This is a genomic window from Amycolatopsis sp. DSM 110486 (genome assembly GCF_019468465.1).
Classification (GTDB): Bacteria; Actinomycetota; Actinomycetes; order Mycobacteriales; family Pseudonocardiaceae; genus Amycolatopsis.
Window position 1 is genome coordinate 10,016,180 of the sequence record NZ_CP080519.1, and the last position, 17,222, is coordinate 10,033,401.

A 17,222-nucleotide genomic window follows, 5' to 3' on the forward strand; every position below is an offset into this window, starting at 1 on the left:
GGAAAGATGCCTGCTCTCACGACCACTCACGAGCCGTGCATCCGACGTGCGTCGCTTGTTGCCGCCGGCCAGCCGCGAAACAGATCCAGCCCGTCACGAGACGGCGTACACCTTGACGACCTGCAGCGACACTTTAGTACCGAAACGGGTGGTTCGCGCTCGCCGCTTGATCAAGGACGGGTTCTACGCGGGGGCCGTCGTTGCCGTGCGCCGATGGTCGTGTCCGGTTGGTGTGTTCACCGCGTGGTCGCTGAGCTTCCGGAGCCGGCGGCCCCGTTGCCGTTCGTCGCTGACTTGCCTGGTGACTGGGTCGGGTGGCGCGACGTGGGATCGAGAGGTGGCGGCGGTCGACCGGTTCTACGGCTGGCAGGTGCGCGCCGGGCATGTTCGCGTCAATCCGGTTCCGCAGCAGCGACGCCGGGCCCGGCCTGCGCATGCCGGGGGCGGCTGGTCGCCTGCTGCGGAGGTGTCGGAGTCTCCGGCGACCTACATCCACGGCGCCGGCCGGGAGAAGGTCGAGCAGTTGCCGACGGTGTCCTATCGGCAGTGGTGGGATGTCGGGATGCGCGGCTACACCGCAGGTGGGTTGGCGGACCCGGGGTTTCTCGGCCGGCGATCGGGGCGCAACGCCACGTTCTGCGATCTAATGGTCCGCACGGGCTGCGGTTGTCCGAGCAGACGGCGCTGACATTGTTCGAGGTGCCGTTGGAACGCGGGTTTCGCGGCTATCAACGGTTCTGGCTGCCGCCGGCGATCGCGAAGGGTGGTTCGTCCCGGTGGGTTTATGTCCCGGCGTCGATCGTGACCGACTTGGTCGCCTACGTCGAGATTGACCGGGCCGAGGTCGTCGCCGACGCCGTTGCGGCGGGTCGCTACCGGCGCATCCGGCGCCCGCTGGTCGTCGAGAACCCGCGCGTTCCGCTGGCGATCGAGCCTGGTTCCAGCGTCCGCGGGATCAAGCTGGCGCATCTCGGTCCCGCGGAGCGGCAGCGTCTGCTCGTCGACGGCCCGGACGGATTGGTGCCCGCGCGTTCTGGTTGACCGAAGCGGGGATGGCGGTGACGGCGTCGACCTGGAAGGACCTGTTCCGCCAGGCCAACCTTATGATCGACGGGGAGTCGGCGAAGTCGTAGTTGATGAGCTCGCCGAGCGGGGCTTCGGGCCCCGCGGCGCGGCGCCACCGGTGAGGACCGCACGCACGAGAGAATCCCTCGGCCGCGCGCAGCAGCCGAGACCGGAAACCTCCGCCCCTGGCCGGCCGCGACCGGCAGCCGATGTCGGCACCGGCGGGGTCAGCAGTCGACGCAGTCCGACACACCGTGCTGCCGTTCCTCGTAACCCGCAGCGGTTGTCGGGCCCGTCGTGATGGGGGCGGTCATGATCGCGGTGATGGCACGACCGCCACGGGGCAGGCCGCGTGGTAGATCAAGGCCTGGCCAGTCGATCCCAGCAGCAGGCCTCGGAACCCACCGCGGCCGCGGGACCCGACCACGACCAACTGCGCGCTCTTGGCGTGATCAAGCAGGATGTGAGCCGGACGGTCACGCGCCACGACCTGCTCGACCGGCACCTCGGGATACTTCTCCTGGTGCTCGGCCAGCCACTGGCTCAGCAGCCTTGAGTCGTGGTGCTCAACCGTCTGCCGATCCGACGCCGATTTCCAGACGGCCGCGATGGGCACGTCGTTCACAGCGTGCACGGCCACCAGGGGCGCGTTCCGGGTAGCCGCGGCCTGGAAGGCAAAGGGAATCGCCGTCTGACTGCTCGGTGCTCCGTCGACGCCCACCACCACCGGAGAGTCCTGGCGTGGTTCGGTTTGAGCATCAGCTCCTCGTACGACCACAACCGGGCAGTGCCCGTGGGTGGCGACCGCTACGGCGGTCGACCCGACCACCAGACCGGTGAATCCGCCCAGCCCTCGTGAGCCGAGCACCATCAGCTCTGCCGAGGCCGACAGCCCGATCAACTGATCGGCCGCCGAGCCGCCGGTCAGGTCGGTGTGCACAGCCGCGTCGGATGCTGACTCCCGGGCTGCTCCAGCGGCTTCCGCAAGCCACTGGTGCCCCTGCTCCACCAGCGCAACCTGGTATCGGCGCAGTGCCACCGCGTGCGGCACGGCGACAGGCACCAGTGCGCACACGTGCACGATCACCAGCATCAGACGACGGCACGCGGCCTCACGTGCGGCCCAGCGCACCGCGTGTCGGGCCGAGGGCGATCCATCCACACCGACCACAACCGACCGACTGATTTCGTTCACGACCAGCGCCTTCCTGATCATCCTCCCGGTCGTCAAGAACACCACCACGGGAGACGGACGTGCCATCGCGGACTTCTGTGCCTGTCACCAGACTTCCCCCGAGCATGTCTGCCTGGCGTCGGCTCCGAGTAGGGACCGACGCCCATACGCGGCGGGTCTTTCGGCTCCGGGTCCTTGCTGCGCCGATCGGCGTTGGCCGACGTACTCACCAACCCGGCGGTGCTTACACCAGCGGGAGCGGCACGCAGGTCAGCGGGGCGATGGCCCTGACGCACGACACGTATCGGCAATCCAGCGCTCTTCGCGGTGGGCAAGGCGTTCGGTTGGTGTGCGGTCAGCAGAGACACCGACGGCGATACGGCGGCGACTGTCCGGCAAACGCTGCTGCCGCGCCGGCTGCGCCATCCACGCTGACAACGACACGGGGACCGTGCCCGACAACCCTTTCGCTAGGTTCGCTGGCCTCCCGAGTAAATCGGTCCCGGCAGGCGAGCAGGTTCGTGGCGTCTCCAGCCTCCGTACGCCAGGCTTACGACGCCGAAAGGAGCACCCCTCCGGGGCAGCCGTTCGACACCAGTCGTCGTGCAACGGCGACCGAACGACGGACCTGCCCGACGTGACATCCCCGCCCTAATCCGGTCCCACAGAAGCCGAGCAACAAACGGCCAAGCGGTCCGTGACGGGGAGGGTGGCCAGGCGCACCGAACGCGGCAACATCTGACGATCGAAGTGAAACGAGCACGTCGAAGACCGTCCACACGGAAGCCGCCGACATCGCTACCGCTGCGAGCACATCGGGTACGCCTGCAGGCCGAGGCCGACGCCATCAGAACACCGTCGTCGGATGTGACCTGCAGCGCACGGCCATGTCGAGAACCGAGATAAGTGACCGTCCACTTCGGAAGAGACGCAGAGCGGGTTTGTGTGATCGTCGTAACGAACGTGCGCAGCGAGGAGTGTGCTGACAACCGACGCCCCACCACACGCACGACGGCCAAGCGTGTTCACGCCGCCCATGCGTCCAGGTAAAGGCGCTTGCCCATGTCCAGCCAGAACCTCCGCGCGGGTGCGTTGGGCCGGGTCGGGGTAGTCGCGATCACCGGTCACGCCTCGTTGCTAGCTCTGGACGTGGGCGGTGGCCATCATGCCGACATCTTCGTGGTCGAGGATGTGGCAGTGGTAGACGCTGCGGCCGGGGTAGTCGGCGAATGCGATGCGCAGACGCACCCAGCCACGGGCGGGAACGACGACGACATCTTGTTGTCTCCCGATCGGAGCCGTGCCGGTGCTGTCGCCCACGACGTGCATGGGCCAGACGTGCAGGTGAAACGGGTGGACCATGGGGCTGGTGTTGATGACCGTCCAGTCTTCGGTGGTGCCGAGTCGAATCGTTTGATCATCCCGGGTCGGATCGTACCTGCGCCCGTCGATGGTGAAGCTCATCATCTCTCCGCCCGTGCCCATGCCACCCATACCCGCACCCATGCCGAAGGTGAGTTGACGCTGGCGCACGATCGGGCCTGCCGGCATGGGTGGGGCCGGCAGTGTGGCGGGCAGCGTCGGTGACGCCGCCTCGGGCCCGGCGACGTCCAGGGTGCCCAGGACAACCTGGCTGCTGGTGACCGAGCCGCCGCCCATGATGCTGCCCCGGTCATAAGCGTCGCTGACCAGGGAGTACTGGCCGGGTGTGGTGGGCTGGATGAGGAGATCGGCGCGGTTGCCCGGTGCCAGCACCACGAGATCCCGCGCTGTGGGGGCCGGCAAGAATCGGCCATCGAAGGCCGCCTGGGTGAGCTGGTGGCCCTGTAGTCGCAGGGCCAGTACGCGGGAGGTGCAGCCGTTGATGACCCGCCACCGTTGCACGGCCCCGGCCGCGGCCGCGATGACGGGTTGATGCTGGCCGTTGACCAGCACCAACGTGCCCTCGCGGCCCATCATCCTGCCCATGACGCTCACCGCCGCCACCCGGCCCGCGGCGTCCAAAGTGGTGTCGGTGACCAGCAGGACCCGCTCCCGTGTGGCAAGCGCAGGACCGCCGTCGACCAGCAGCGCCCCGGCGAGACCGGCGAAGATCTGATCAGCCACGGTGCCGTGGTGATGCGGGTGGTACCAGAACGTCCCAGGCGGGTGATCGTCCGGAACACGAATCTCGTAGTCGAAACTGGTCCCCGATTCGATCCTCAGGAACGGGTTGTCGCTGTTGCCCTGCGGGGAGACATGCAGGCCGTGGGTGTGCAGGTTGGTCGCTTGACCCACCCGGTTGACCAGCCGGATGCGCAGCAGGTCCCCCGGCCGCACCCGCAGCGTCGGGCCCGGTGACGTGCCATTGAACCCCAACCCCGCGGTGTCACGACCAGCCAGACGCACTCCCGGTGCTGCCGTCAGCTGCACCGGCAAAACACCGGCCCGGCTGCTCAACTCCACGGGTTCAGCCAGAGGCTGCCCGCTCGCCCCGGGTGACAGGCCCCCGTCCCCGCCGACAGCCCCCAGCCCCATCGCCCACCCGGTAGCACCGGCCGCGACACTCGCCGCACCCAGCCCGAGCAAACCGACGGCGCGGCGACGACTGATCGGCTCCCTGCTCACTGCAGCTCGGCCTTCCGGCGTCGGTACTCCTCCTCGTCGATCTCCCCCCGGGCGTAGCGCTCGTCGAGAACACCTCGCGCCGAGTAGCCGGCACCTCCGTCAGCCCCTCCCCGTCGGGACCCGCTGAGCCTGTCCCGCGACAGCAGGACCCCCAGATAAACCAAAACCGACAGGCCGACCACGATCAACACAGGCCAAACCCACCACCAGCCCGTCATCCAGCGATAGTCATCCATCCTCTGCGACCCCTCTTCGTTGATCAGGGTGCGCGCCTGCGACTGACTCTCCACACATGTCCCTGCTCCCAGTGTCCATTCTGTGTACCCGCACGGCACCCCGTGTGTTTCACCGACGAGTTCGGGGCCACCTGTCCCCCGACGACCGGGCGCCGAGCTCCAAGCGGGCGGCCGCAACGTCGCCATGGTCGGCGACGGAGTCAACGCCGCACCCGCCCTCGCCCAAGCCGACGTCGGCATCGCGATCGGCGCCGGCACCGACGTCGCAATCGACACCGCCGACGTCGTCCTGATGCGATCCGACCCACTCGCCGTGCGCACCGCCCTGCGCAAGATGCGCCAGAACCTCGGCTGGGCCATCGGCTACAACACCATCGCCCTCCCCATCGCGGCCGGCGTCTTCGCCCCCGCCGTCGGTCTCGTGCTACGCCCCGAAATCGCCGCGCCGGCCATGTCCGGCTCCAGTCTCATCGTCGCCGTCAACGCACTCGCGCTGAAAGCCCTACGACTCCCCGCACGATCGCCCACGGAACCCCGGCCGACCAGCTCGGAGCGGCGCCACAGCGTCACAACATGAACCGCGCCAGCGCGAAGAGGACCTTGTGCCCTGCGAGGTGAGACGTTGGCCCATCGCATCCCGACAACGATCCGCGCACGCTGGAAGTCTCCTGAGAAGAGAGCTGGCGAATGACCACCAACCGAAACGCCAGCGGCAGGCGATCATCGCAGCATTTCCCCACCGGTGGGCGCGCTGATGATGGCCCGAGCCATCGAGGACAGGCCCAAAGGTGAGCGACGTTCCCAAACCGAGAAGTGATGGGACAGAACAACGATGTACTGGGACGGATACGGAATGAGCGGCTGGGGCCTCGCGCTCATGACCATCGGCAACCTGGTGTTGTGGGCGCTGGTGATCGTCGCGATCATCGCCCTGGTCCGCGTCCTCAGCCGCAGGTCCGGCCCCGGTGACGGTGACGGTGAACGGTCGACCCCGGAACAGGTGCTGGCCGAGCGGTTCGCGCGCGGCGAGATCGACGAGCAGACCTATCGGCGCGACCTCGAGACGCTGCGTCAGCTCCGCCACTCCACGTCCGGCGGCTCCTGATCTCGTCGGCACCGGCGGCGATTGCGCTGTCCGGTCGGGCGGGCACCCTGCGCAAGACGCGGCAGAACCTCCGCTGGGCCGTCATCTTTCGACAGTTGACATCTCACCCGCCGCGCAGTGCGGCGGGGGTGAACACGGCCGCTGCCACCACTCCGACGGCCACCGCCAGGACCAGGTAGGCAAACATGCGCCGCACCGTTCGTCCCGGAAGCCGGTTGCCGAAGCGCCCGGCTGCCACGGACGCCAGCAGGGCGACTGTGGCGAACACCGAGGCGACGCGGTAGTCGAGGTCGGGCAGGGTGGTCGCGTGGGCGGCCAGCCCGCTCAGCGAAGTGAGCACGATGACGACCAGCGAGGTCGCGACGGCCTCCGGCGCGGTGAGCCCCAGCAGCATCGTCAGTGCGGGGATGATGACGAACCCGCCGCCGACTCCGAACAGGCCGGTGAGCAGCCCGACGACCGCGCCGACGGTCAAAGCCTTGGGCACACAGCTGCGCCAGTTCACCCCGCCGCCACTGGTCCGGCAGGCGCCGTCCGGCGCCGGGGCTGCGGTGAGCATCCGCACCCCAACCATCGTCATCAGACCAGCGAAGGCGACCAGCAGCCATCGGTCCGGAATCAACTTCCCCAGCGCCGTGCCGGCGAACGCGCCGGGGACGCTCGCCACGGCGAAGACGAGCGCGACGGGCCAGCGGATCACCTTCGACCGCCAGCGGGACACCAGGCCACCCGCCGCGGACACGGCCACGACCACCAGCGACGTCGGGATCGCCGAGCTGAGCGGCAACCCGACCCCGTAGACCAAGGCCGGGATCGCCAGGATGGAGCCGCCCGCGCCGAGCACGCCCAGGGCCGCGCCGACAACCAGGCCGAACACCGCGGTCAGCAGCACCGTCATGGAGTCCGCCTCAGCCGGCCGCCATGCGCAGCCCGGCCGATGCCGCCCGGTCGAACCCGTCGTCCACCGCGACAACCAGGTGTCCGGCCGCGGCGAGGACCGAGGCCGCGATCGACGCGCGATAGCCGGCCTGGCAGTGCACCCACACTTCTCCGGCCGGCACTTCGCCGAGGTGGTCCAGCAGGTCGTGCAGCGGGATGTGCAGGGCGCCGTCGATGTGGTCCTGCGCCCATTCCAGGTCGCGCCGGACATCGAGGACCGTCACCGGCCGGTGGTGGCGCACCAAGGCCAGCTCGCCGAATTCCGCCCGGGGGAACGACCCCAGCGGCGCGTCACCCGACCACATTTCCGGGGTGCCGGAAGCTGCCGCCTCGATGCGGTCGATGCCGATCCGGGCCAGCTCGCGCTGCGCGTCGCCGATCTGGTCCGCCGTGTCGCCGAGCAGGCTCAGCGCGGTGCCCCAGGGAATGAGCCAGCCCAAGTAGGTCGCGAAACTGCCGTCGGCGCCGAAGTTCAGGGTGCCCACCACGTGCCCTGCGGCGAACGCGGTCCGCGACCGCAGATCCACTACCCACTCCCCCGCCTCGATGCGCGAACGGAGTTCCACCGGATCCGCAGTCGCCGGATCGGTCAGGTCGGGCGCAGCGGGGCCGGCCAAGTTCGCCGGAGCCATGTGCGCGTAATACGCCGGATAGGCGTCCAGCCCCGCCAGTAGTTCGTCGACATAGGCTCGCTCGTCCTGGGTGAGCACCGGGTTGACTTGCTTCTCCCGGCCGATCGTCGACCGATCGGCTTCGGACTGCGAGGCGGAGCAGAAGCTGCCGAAGCCGTGCGTGGGATAAATCTCGACCTCGTCCGGCAGCACCTCGGCCAGCCGGTGCGCCGACGCGTACTGCCGCTTCACCAGCTCACCGGTGTGAGCCGGGCCCAGCAGGTCGGGGCGGCCCGTGGAGCCGTAGAGCAGCGAACCGCCGGTGAACACCGCCGGGCTCCGGCCCGGCGCCTCCAGCACGTACGAGAGGTGGGTGAAGGTGTGTCCCGGGGTGGCCATAGCCCGCACGCGCATGCCTGCTCCGACGTCGATCACGTCGCCGTCCTCGACGGGCGTGCGCTCGAACGAGACTGGGTCCGCGCCGTTGACGTGGTAGGCCGCGCCGGCGGCGCGGGCGAGGGCGAGCCCGCCGGTCACGTAGTCGTTGTGGATGTGGGTCTCGAACACGTCCGTGATCCGCAACCCACGCGCTCCGGCCAGGTCCAGGACCCGGTCGATGTCGCGCTGCGGGTCGACCACGAACGCCGTGGTGCCGTCGCTGACGAGGTAGCTGCGGTCACCGAGGCTCGGTGTGTCGATGGCGATGATCTCGATCATAGGGTCTTCTCCTTATACCCCAGGGGGTATCTGAATCCAGGATAGCTCATTCGCCGCCACTTCTCCAGATACTCCCGGGGGCATAGTCGGACACGTGACGACTTCTTCTCACAACCGCAGCGTCACAGCATTCCCGGGCGAACTTCCAGAGGCTTTGGTCCATCGATCGCCCTTTCCTAGTACCCCGGGGGGTATAGTGATCTGCGGGGCACGGTCTCGAGACCCACGGAGGAACACCGGATGTGCCAGAGGATCGCCTGTTCGAAATGCGGGAAGCCGTCCTACCGCGGCTGTGGCAACCACGTCGAGCAGGTGCTGGGCGACGTACCCGTCTCCGAGCGCTGCTCCTGCGCAGCCGAGCAGGTGGGGCGGAAACCGTGGCGGCTGTTCGGCCGCCACTGAGCACCTCGGTGGGGATCGCCGCGGATCGGCAGCTTCTCCGCGACGTCCAAAGTCACCGGCATTCTCACCGACGCCGACCGGGATCGCAGCACTGCTGCACCAGCACGGCGCACTGTCCTTATGGGACTATGCGGCTGTCCGCACGTCTCCTACGGCCGATCCGGGCGGCCGAAAGCGCGCCCGGCCGCGGGCACTGCAACGACGCGCCCATCCTGTCCCCGCACAGGTTTGTCGGCGGCGCGCAGACCCCCGGGGCCCTCGTTGTGCGGCGCGACGTCTACACCCACCGTGTCCCGACCGATCCGGGCGGCGGCAGCGTGACCTTCGTCGGCCCGCACGGACACTGCTACCTCGACGATCCGGTCGCCCGCGAGGAAGACGACACTCCTGCGACCGTGGAGTCGATCCACGCGGGCATCGTCTTCGTCCACAAGGACTCCGTCGACGCAGTCCCATCCAGGCCCAGCAAGAACGACTGTGGCGGCAGCCGTGCACGCCGGTCGCGCGTCCGCGAATCCAGATGCTCGGCGACCATCGGTTGGCACGGCCACCGTGTCGTTGCGGATCCGGCCCGGTCAGCTCTTGCTGCACCACAACTTCGCGGTCGCCGCCTTAACGACCTGTTCGGTTTCCAGGCCCTCGGTGGCTGCTCTGCGCCGGCCCCTACGGAAACCGGCCGCTCACCATCGACCCCGCCAGGTCACTTCTCGACGACGAACCCGCCCGCGGCTACGACGGGTTCAAGCCGGGCTACGCGCGGCTGACCTTCAATTGCCACTTCATCCTGATACCCTCCGCGACCGCCTGGTCGACGCCGTCACTCTGCTCGACGAGCACGGCCGCTGGCGGCACGCCCGCCCGGACGAGTTCACGCCGCAGGTTACAGACCTGCGGCGAGGTCAACGCACACACTGGAGGAGTCCACCCGCCGACTCGGCGAGGACGTCCTCGCCGAGCACCTCGAACAGCCCGAGCGGGCTGCCCGACGATTTCAAGGCCATGCGGTGCTTCCTGCTCCCGCCCGGCCGCCTACGCCCTTACGCCAGGGTCAGGAACAACTTTTCCAGCTGCTCACGATCGGCGGCACCCTGCTCCGAATCATCAGACAGGCACTGCTCCAGCCCGCTGGCGATCAGCCGGAACCCGGCCCGGTCCAGCGCCCGGGAGACCGCGGCGAGCTGGATGATGACGTCCCGGCAGTCCCGGCCGTCCTCCATCATCTGGATCACGCCCCCAACCTGCCCCTGTGCCCGCCGCAGCCGCTTGCGCACGTCCGCGACCACGTCTCCGTTCAGCTCCACACCAACCTCCTCTGGTACCCCCCAGGGTACCTGCTCACGACCGTGATCGCGGGCAGTGCGCCCGACTGCGAGAACACGACGTCCCCTCACGAACCGCCATCAGCGTCGGGATCGTCGAATGCCGGACATCTGTGCCAGCTCGACCTGCGCTTCAGTGTCGACCATCCCGAACAGGATGCCGCGGGGACCTGCCGCCGCCGGCTCGAAGACAGCGGCGAACATCCGAAACGGTCCGCACCATTAAAGGCGCGACGTTGCCGCACCAACCCAAGCTGCTTCCGGAGTGTCTCCGCAGAGATCGGCCGCCGGAAGCGTCGCCAGTGGTCGCCGTCCGCGCGGCGAGCCCGTTCCACGAGGCGCTCGTCCAGAGCAGTGCGATCGTTCACCGACGACGTGGTCGCAGTATCCAGCAGCGGCCGTGAGGTACATCATGTCGAGGAGATCGTTGTTCGCACAGTGCCAGTTACCAGCTTTTCGTGGAGGACTTGACGGAACAGGCCGAGCGTAGGATGTGCGACACGTCCTCCTCGCTGCGGTTGAGGCAGCAGTCGGACATCTGATCGGGCGTGACGCCTGGCGTGGAAGGCGGCCTGCGCGAGTTCGCCACCGATGTCCGCCATGAACTTCGCGTGTGTCCGGCGGCGCTTGAGTTCCCTCCCGCTCGGGTTGTCCCGAAGGAAATCGGTGAATCGCTGCATGCCGACCGTCCACCCGTCGACCGGTTCCATGGGCACGTGGTCACCATCGAGCACCGTGTCGGCGATCCCACTAAGACCCGTGAGGGCGTGCACGACCCTTGCAGGTCTGGCGGCACGCCCGCCGATCTTTCCTGCAGGCTGGTCTCCCTGCCAGCGTGGACGGTGTTGGGCTCAAGCGTGACAGCCTCCGGAGGAAGCAAGCAGTGACTCCGGTACCGGACTGTCAGCCCCTGCGCAATTCGAAGAGCGGTGATCCGCGAGAGCCTCTCCTGCTCACCGACGCCTCGTAGATCTCACCGAAATGCGCGGAGATTTCCCCTGTGGTCGTCCCTTTCGCATAGAACAACAGCACGACCTCGTCCACATCCGTAAGCCGGCGCTGCCGTTTTTTCACTCACGATCTGGGGCTCGAACGTGCTTTCCCGATCCCGCCATACCTCAATCCACGCCTCGCCGGCAGCGTCCGGGATCACGGTCTTCGGCCGAGTGCCGTTGCGCACGTTGGCCGGGGCCGCGCGCGTCGGCCTGGTTTTTCTCGTGACCGAGGTGCTCGGTCATTTCCTCGTTCAACGCCGTTTCCGGGACGTTCTTGGTGAACAGCTTCAGCAGACCGTCCGGGCCGGTCAACGCCAGCCCCCGCGCCTTGGCCTCGGCTACCATCGCCGCCGCAGCCACTCTACGAGGTCGAAGTCGTCCGGTACGAAGGGGTGCGCCGAGCATGACCATCGCACTCATCTGGCCAAGGTCAGGTCGGATTTTCGCCTCCGAATCAACTCGGTTGTGACGCTCGAGGCAGCTTCGTCGTCCTCTCGAGGAGCTGATCAGTACGTGCCAGTCAGGTCGCCCAGTGACCAGGTCCGATCAACTCGCTGTCGCGATGTGCCGGAATCAGGCGCGTCACACCCGCCACTGAAAGCTGGTGGGAGACAATCCCATCATCCGGAGCTCGCAGGACGATCACGTCTTGGTGGGTCCAAGTCGGCGGTGGACGCCTCGATGCCGACCCGCGAGGCCGTGCCGGTCGCGATACAGGCCGCGACCCGGTCGTGGGGCCAGGCGTTCTCGTCGATGTTCGTGGTCAGCAACAGCCTGCCGCTGCGACGTTTCGCAGCACCGTTGCGGCTGTGATCCCCGTCTGTCACTTGTGGGCGGTACCCGTCACCAGCGTCGGCGCTCACTGGCGTTTGCCAGTCACCTCAGAAGCTGCCCGCCCGGCAAGCTCTCGGTCGAGGCCACCCTGGTGGCGTTCCACGCCACGACGCGGCGAAGCTGTTCATGAGTCAGCCCAGCCCAGCGCGCGACGGCAAGCAGCGTTGCCCGCCTCATTCCGGGCGCGATGCTGGCCCGCCCGAGCCGGCCGAGCCACAACTGTTCGTCGACCCAGGTGGCGCGGCCAAGGGCGATCAGCGCGTGCAGCTCATCGTCAGAGCAGACAGTGACCAACCGGTATCCATCTGCACCCAACTCCAACTCATCGATCGCCGAGGAATCCGGGATGAGCGCTTGCACCAGCTTGCGCGGATCGGTTCGCCCACACACTTGGCAAACGGAGCGGCGGTGATGGGTGGATACGCCGGCTACCCGGTCACCATTCAACCTTCCAACCACGACGACCAACTCCTTCAAACCCAGTTCAGGTGGAGCCGACCGGGGTCCGGGGCTGGCAGAGCGCTAAAGCGATTGAGGACCTTGGAATCCCAGTGTTCCACACCAAGACCCTGATGCAGCTGCGTCGGCCGCTCGAGGACTCTGCCGGCACGACTCCCTGCATGCCACCGATTACGCACCGCGCGGAGACTGCGGTGGGGGTGCGCGTGGTGGGCAATGACAGAAACCGTGCACACCAGGTGACCACTATCGCGCACGCGAACGCCCAAACCCCGACGTCGCCGAGGTCGCCTGGTGACAACTAGCGTGCAAAGCCACAACCGTGGACCGTACGAAGACCGCCTCGCCCGGTCGGCGATGACGGTGGGAGGCCATCCGATGCATCACCACAGTGGACAATCGGTTCAACAGGCTCCAGAGACGGTCGTCCTGGATGTCAGCGGACTTTTGCGCGCGTCCGAACAGAACGTGGTCGACACGCGATTGCGCCGGCAACCCGGCGTGCTCGACGTCGAAGCCAATCCGGTCGCCCAGACCGCGACCGTGACTTTCGACCCGGCGCTCGCCTCCGTCGCCTCGCTGCGCCAATGGGTGATCGACTGCGGATACCACTGCGCCGGGCAGTCCGTGCCGCATCACCTCTGCGATCCCCTCGCCGAGCCCGCCGCGCAGGCGCCGTCGGCCGCACACGCAGAGCACGCCCCAGCAGAGGCGATGGGTCACGGTGGGCACGCGGGGATGTCGATGGCTGCCATGGCCGCCGACATGCGCAACCGGTTCCTGGTCGCGCTGGTGTTCTCCATCCCGATCGTGCTGTGGTCGCCGATCGGCACCGAGGTCTTCGCGCTACACCTGCCGGTGCCGTTCGGGTGGCGCCCGGACGTGTGGTCGCTGCTGCTGAGCCTGCCGGTGCTGTTCTACTCGTGCTGGATCTTCTTCGACGGCGCCGTGCGCGCACTGCGGGCCCGCACCCTGGACATGATGGTGCTCGTCGCGGTGGCGATCGGCGCGGGCTGGCTGTATTCGCTGGTCGTGACGATCACCGGCGGCGGCGAGGTGTTCTACGAAGCGGCCACGGTGCTCGCGGCCTTCGTGTTGCTGGGGCACTGGTTCGAGATGCGTGCCCGCGGCGGCGCCAACGACGCCATCCGCACTCTGCTCGACCTCGCCCCGCCCAGAGCCACCGTGCTCCGCGACGGGGACGAGGTTGAGGTGGCCAGCGCCGACGTCGCGGTCGGGGACCTGCTACTGGTCCGCCCCGGAACCAAGATCGCCGTCGACGGTGTCGTGGAGGAGGGCGAGAGCGCGGTCGACGAGTCGATGGTCACCGGCGAAAGCCTGCCGGTGCACAAGGCATCCGGTTCAACCGTGGTCGGGGCGACCATCAACACCACCGGCACACTGCGGGTGCGCGCGACCAAAGTCGGCGCGGACACGGCGCTGGCACAGATCGTCAAACTCGTACAGGAAGCCCAAAACTCCAAGGCACCCGGCCAGCGCCTGGCCGACCGCGCGGCGTTCTGGCTGGTGTTCGTCGCCCTCCTGGGCGGTGCCGCGACGCTCGCCGTGTGGCTGCTGACCGGCAGCGCGTTCTCGGTCGCGATCCTGTTCGCCATCACCGTCGTCGTCATCACCTGCCCCGACGCCCTCGGCCTGGCCACCCCGACCGCGATCATGGTCGGCACCAGCCTGGGCGCCAAACGGGGCGTGCTGTTCAAAAACGCCATGGCCTTGGAGACCACCGCCCGCATCCAGGTCGTCGTCCTGGACAAGACCGGCACACTGACCAAGGGCGAACCCGAAGTCACCGACGTGATCACCGGCGACGGTGCGACCGGGATCGGCGAGGACGAGCTGCTGCGCCTCGTGGCCGCGGTGGAGCGCGAGTCGGAACACCCCCTGGCCAAGGCCATCGTGCGCCACGCCGAGGGCAACGGCACCCCGCGGGTGCGGGCCGAGCGGTTCGAGAACATGCCCGGGCACGGCGCCATCGCCGGGGTCGACGGGCACCGGGTGGTGGTCGGCAACGGGCGGCTGCTCGCACGCGAAGGCATCGACACCGGGGTTCTGGCCAGCCGCGGGGAGCAGCTCGCCGGCAGCGGCCACACCACCGTCCTCGCCGCCGTCGACGGAGTCCCCGCCGGAGTCATCGGCATCGCCGACGCGCCCCGCGACACCTCCGCCGCCGCGGTCGCGGCCCTGCACGACCTCGGGATCGAGGTCGTGATGCTCACCGGCGACAACCAGGCCACAGCCGATCGCATCGCCCGGCAACTGGGAATCGACAAGGTCATCGCCGAGGTCCTGCCCGGCGACAAGGCAACCAAGGTCGCCGAGCTCCAAGCGAACGGCCGCAAGGTCGCCATGGTCGGCGACGGCGTCAACGACGCACCCGCCCTCGCGCAAGCCGACGTCGGCATCGCGATCGGCGCCGGCACCGACGTCGCCATCGACACCGCCGACGTCGTCCTGATGCGATCCGACCCACTGGACGTGCCCACCGCCCTGCGCATCGGGCGGGGCACCCTGCGCAAGATGCAGCAGAACCTCGGCTGGGCCATCGGCTACAACACCATCGCCCTGCCCATCGCCGCCGGCGTGTTCGAGCCCGCGTTCGGCCTCGTACTGCGGCCGGAGATCGCCGCACTGGCCATGTCCGGCTCCAGCTTCATCGTCGCCGTCAACGCACTCGCGCTGAAAGCCCTACGACTACCCACACGATCGCCCACGGAACCCCGGCCGACCAGCTCGGAGCGGCGCCACAGCGTCACAACATGAACCGCGCCAGCGCGAAGAGGACCTTGTGCCATGAGAGGCGAGACGTTGGCCCATCGCACCCAGATAAGACTCCGCGCACGCTGGAAGTCTCCTGAGAAGAGGAGCTGGCGGTGAGCACCGACAGGAACGTCCCAAGCCGCCGCGGGCGGCCATCGCGGCGCTTCCTCGCCGGCGGCATCGTGGGCGAGGTGTCAGCGGCCCGAGCCATAGTGGTCGGGCCCGGGTCTGAACGACGTTCCAGATCGAGAACTGATGGGACTCAACAATGATGTACTGGGGCAGCTACGGAATGGGCGGCTGGGGCGTCGTGCTCATGGCCGTCGACACCGTGCTGTTCTGGGTGCTGGTGATCGTCGCGGTCGTGGCGCTGGTCCGCGTCCTCAGCTGCTGGCCCGGCCGCGGAGACCGTGAACGGTCGAACTCGGAACAGCTACTGGCCGAACGGTTTGCTCGCGACGAGATCGACGAGCAGGCCTACCGGTGTGACCTCGAGACGCTGCGTCAGGTCCGCCACTCCACATCCGGCGGGTCTTGATCTCGTCGGCACTCCAGCGAATACCGCAGTCCGGTCGGGCGGACACCCTGCGCAAGATGCGGCAGAACGTCCGCTGGGCCATCATTTCTCGAGCGTTGACATCCTCACCCGCCGCGCAGTGCGGCGGGCCGAATGCGGCCGCTGCCACCACTCCGACGCCCCCGGGCCAGGTAGGCAAACGTGCGCCGCACCGTTCGTCCCGGAAGCCAGCCTCACGGCCCGACGCGTTCCCGGTCGTCACCGCCGCCACTCCGGAGCAGTCCCTGGCACACACGCGCTCACCTTCCTGAGGCAAGACCGGCGAAAGTCCCTCCCACCGGGGGATTCCGACCCTGCATTCCCACGCCGTCCGGGTGACAGGGTCGAGGCGACCACCGCACGAAACGACCAGGCAGGCTCACCATGGACCGTGGACTCCCGGACGACTTCACCGTCAAGACCGCGGTAGCCATGGCCGTCCGCGCACCGTCGGTGCACAATTCTCAGCCCTGGCGCTGGGCAGTCGGCGACCGCTCGCTCCACCTCTACGCTGACCCGTCCCGGCACCTGGCCCAGACCGACCCCGACGGCCGCGACCTCCTCATCAGCTGCGGAGCCGCGTTGCACCACGCACGCGTCGGCTTCGCGGCTCTAGGCTGGCGCGCCGACGTGCACCGCCTCCCCAATCCGGCCGAGCCGAACCACCTCGCAGTAATCGAGCTGCACCGACACGAACCGTCTCCGGACGAGATCGCGCTCGCCGCCGCGATCCCGCGGCGCCGCACCGACCGCCGCCGACACAGCTCATGGTCGGTCCCCCGCGGGCATCTCGAAACACTCTCCGCCGCAGCGGCAGAGGAAGGCGTCGTCCTGCGCACCGCCGAAGACGCCGAGCGTTACTACCTGGCCGTCGCAATCCAGAAGGCCTCGAGGCAGCATCTCAACGACCCTGCCTACCGGACGGAGCTGGCAGCGTGGAGCGGGCGCCGCGCCGCGCCCGACGGTGTCCCCTCGCGCAGCACACCACCACCCGACGACACCCCAGGCACACTCCCGTCGCGCCACTTCGCCGATCCCGACCTCGCCGAGGCACCGGCCAGCGGCGAGGACGCCGAGACGGTGCTGCTCGTCCTGAGCACCGCGTCCGACGACCGCATGTCGCGGCTGCGTGCCGGCGAGGCGACGAGCGCCGTGCTGCTGTCCGCGACAAGCTTCGGCCTCGCCAGCTGCCCCTTGACCGAACCACTGGAGATCCCCGATGTCCGCCGCACCGTCGAGGAAAAAGTCTCCGGTGGCACCTTTCCCCAGATGGTGCTGCGCATCGGCTGGGCGCCGGTCAACGCCGACCCGCTGCCCGCGACCCCGCGCCGCGACCTCGACGACGTGCTGACACCGCTCGACGCCACCGACTTGCCGGACCGCGCCGGCTATCCGTGGTGCTGACTCGACCGAGGCGAGTACCGATCG

General features: G+C 68.5%; 17 protein-coding genes and 1 pseudogene. 9 read left to right on the plus strand and 9 right to left on the minus strand.

Features of this window, described 5'->3' with window-relative positions:
- The first annotated feature begins 337 nt into the window (after positions 1–337).
- A complete protein-coding gene (locus tag K1T34_RS48290; protein WP_220241492.1) occupies positions 338–688 on the plus strand; it encodes a hypothetical protein in 351 nt (116 codons plus the stop codon).
- The gene (locus K1T34_RS48295) at positions 667–1,041 is read left to right on the plus strand and encodes a hypothetical protein (RefSeq protein WP_220241493.1); all 375 of its coding nucleotides are present in this window, start codon (positions 667–669) and stop codon (positions 1,039–1,041) included. The genes K1T34_RS48290 and K1T34_RS48295 overlap by 22 nt, the downstream gene beginning before the upstream one ends.
- Before the next feature lie 334 nt (positions 1,042–1,375).
- On the opposite strand, the gene K1T34_RS48300 is transcribed toward K1T34_RS48295, so the two are convergent.
- The 3 genes from K1T34_RS48300 to K1T34_RS48310 all read right to left on the minus strand — a co-directional run bounded on the left by K1T34_RS48300 (position 1,376) and on the right by K1T34_RS48310 (position 5,136).
- Positions 1,376–2,281 (minus strand): universal stress protein, encoded by a 906-nt coding sequence (locus K1T34_RS48300; protein WP_220241494.1) that lies wholly within the window; start codon positions 2,279–2,281, stop codon positions 1,376–1,378.
- Between the two features lie 1,095 nt (positions 2,282–3,376).
- Positions 3,377–4,684 carry a multicopper oxidase family protein gene (locus K1T34_RS48305; RefSeq protein ID WP_255638100.1) on the minus strand — a complete coding sequence of 436 codons (1,308 nt, stop codon included), beginning with the start codon at positions 4,682–4,684 and terminating at the stop codon, positions 3,377–3,379.
- 158 nt (positions 4,685–4,842) lie between these two features.
- Positions 4,843–5,136 (minus strand): SHOCT domain-containing protein, encoded by a 294-nt coding sequence (locus K1T34_RS48310; protein WP_255638101.1) that lies wholly within the window; start codon positions 5,134–5,136, stop codon positions 4,843–4,845.
- Positions 5,137–5,266: 130 nt separating this feature from the next.
- Here K1T34_RS48310 and K1T34_RS48315 point away from each other — a divergent pair, with 130 nt between their 5' ends.
- Complete coding sequence (locus K1T34_RS48315) at positions 5,267–5,659, plus strand: hypothetical protein (protein WP_370643562.1); 393 nt, start codon at positions 5,267–5,269, stop codon at positions 5,657–5,659.
- A 255-nt stretch (positions 5,660–5,914) separates the two neighbouring features.
- On the plus strand, positions 5,915–6,187 hold the full coding sequence (locus K1T34_RS48320; RefSeq protein ID WP_220241496.1) for an SHOCT domain-containing protein: 273 nt from the start codon (positions 5,915–5,917) through the stop codon (positions 6,185–6,187).
- Between the two features lie 103 nt (positions 6,188–6,290).
- Here K1T34_RS48320 and K1T34_RS48325 read toward each other — a convergent pair whose 3' ends face one another.
- Positions 6,291–7,085 carry a sulfite exporter TauE/SafE family protein gene (locus K1T34_RS48325; RefSeq protein WP_220241497.1) on the minus strand — a complete coding sequence of 265 codons (795 nt, stop codon included), beginning with the start codon at positions 7,083–7,085 and terminating at the stop codon, positions 6,291–6,293.
- A 10-nt stretch (positions 7,086–7,095) separates the two neighbouring features.
- A complete protein-coding gene (locus K1T34_RS48330) occupies positions 7,096–8,454 on the minus strand; it encodes a rhodanese-like domain-containing protein (protein ID WP_220241498.1) in 1,359 nt (452 codons plus the stop codon).
- Positions 8,455–8,694: 240 nt separating this feature from the next.
- Here K1T34_RS48330 and K1T34_RS48335 point away from each other — a divergent pair, with 240 nt between their 5' ends.
- On the plus strand, positions 8,695–8,856 hold the full coding sequence (locus K1T34_RS48335) for a hypothetical protein (RefSeq protein ID WP_220241499.1): 162 nt from the start codon (positions 8,695–8,697) through the stop codon (positions 8,854–8,856).
- 750 nt (positions 8,857–9,606) lie between these two features.
- Here K1T34_RS48335 and K1T34_RS48340 read toward each other — a convergent pair.
- The 3 genes and pseudogenes from K1T34_RS48340 to K1T34_RS54220 form a co-directional block, all read right to left on the minus strand.
- Positions 9,607–9,759 (minus strand): hypothetical protein, encoded by a 153-nt coding sequence (locus K1T34_RS48340; protein ID WP_220241500.1) that lies wholly within the window; start codon positions 9,757–9,759, stop codon positions 9,607–9,609.
- A gap of 134 nt (positions 9,760–9,893) precedes the next feature.
- Positions 9,894–10,157: a metal-sensitive transcriptional regulator gene (locus K1T34_RS48345; protein ID WP_220241501.1), complete on the minus strand. Its 264-nt coding sequence runs from the start codon at positions 10,155–10,157 to the stop codon at positions 9,894–9,896.
- A 966-nt stretch (positions 10,158–11,123) separates the two neighbouring features.
- Positions 11,124–11,575 (minus strand): annotated as a pseudogene (locus K1T34_RS54220) (transposase); the annotation flags it as partial.
- Positions 11,576–11,851: 276 nt separating this feature from the next.
- Between K1T34_RS54220 and K1T34_RS54225 the strand changes: the two are divergent.
- Positions 11,852–11,983: a hypothetical protein gene (locus tag K1T34_RS54225; RefSeq protein ID WP_255638102.1), complete on the plus strand. Its 132-nt coding sequence runs from the start codon at positions 11,852–11,854 to the stop codon at positions 11,981–11,983.
- A gap of 63 nt (positions 11,984–12,046) precedes the next feature.
- Here K1T34_RS54225 and K1T34_RS48360 read toward each other — a convergent pair whose 3' ends face one another.
- A complete protein-coding gene (locus K1T34_RS48360; RefSeq protein WP_220241504.1) occupies positions 12,047–12,472 on the minus strand; it encodes a hypothetical protein in 426 nt (141 codons plus the stop codon).
- 369 nt (positions 12,473–12,841) lie between these two features.
- Here K1T34_RS48360 and K1T34_RS48365 point away from each other — a divergent pair, with 369 nt between their 5' ends.
- The 3 genes from K1T34_RS48365 to K1T34_RS48375 all read left to right on the plus strand — a co-directional run bounded on the left by K1T34_RS48365 (position 12,842) and on the right by K1T34_RS48375 (position 17,198).
- Positions 12,842–15,241 (plus strand): cation-translocating P-type ATPase, encoded by a 2,400-nt coding sequence (locus K1T34_RS48365; RefSeq protein ID WP_220241505.1) that lies wholly within the window; start codon positions 12,842–12,844, stop codon positions 15,239–15,241.
- A gap of 265 nt (positions 15,242–15,506) precedes the next feature.
- Entirely contained in the window at positions 15,507–15,776 is a 270-nt protein-coding gene (locus tag K1T34_RS48370) for an SHOCT domain-containing protein (protein ID WP_220241506.1), read from the plus strand.
- Positions 15,777–16,178: 402 nt separating this feature from the next.
- A complete protein-coding gene (locus K1T34_RS48375; RefSeq protein WP_220241507.1) occupies positions 16,179–17,198 on the plus strand; it encodes an NAD(P)H nitroreductase in 1,020 nt (339 codons plus the stop codon).
- The last annotated feature ends 24 nt before the right edge of the window (positions 17,199–17,222 follow it).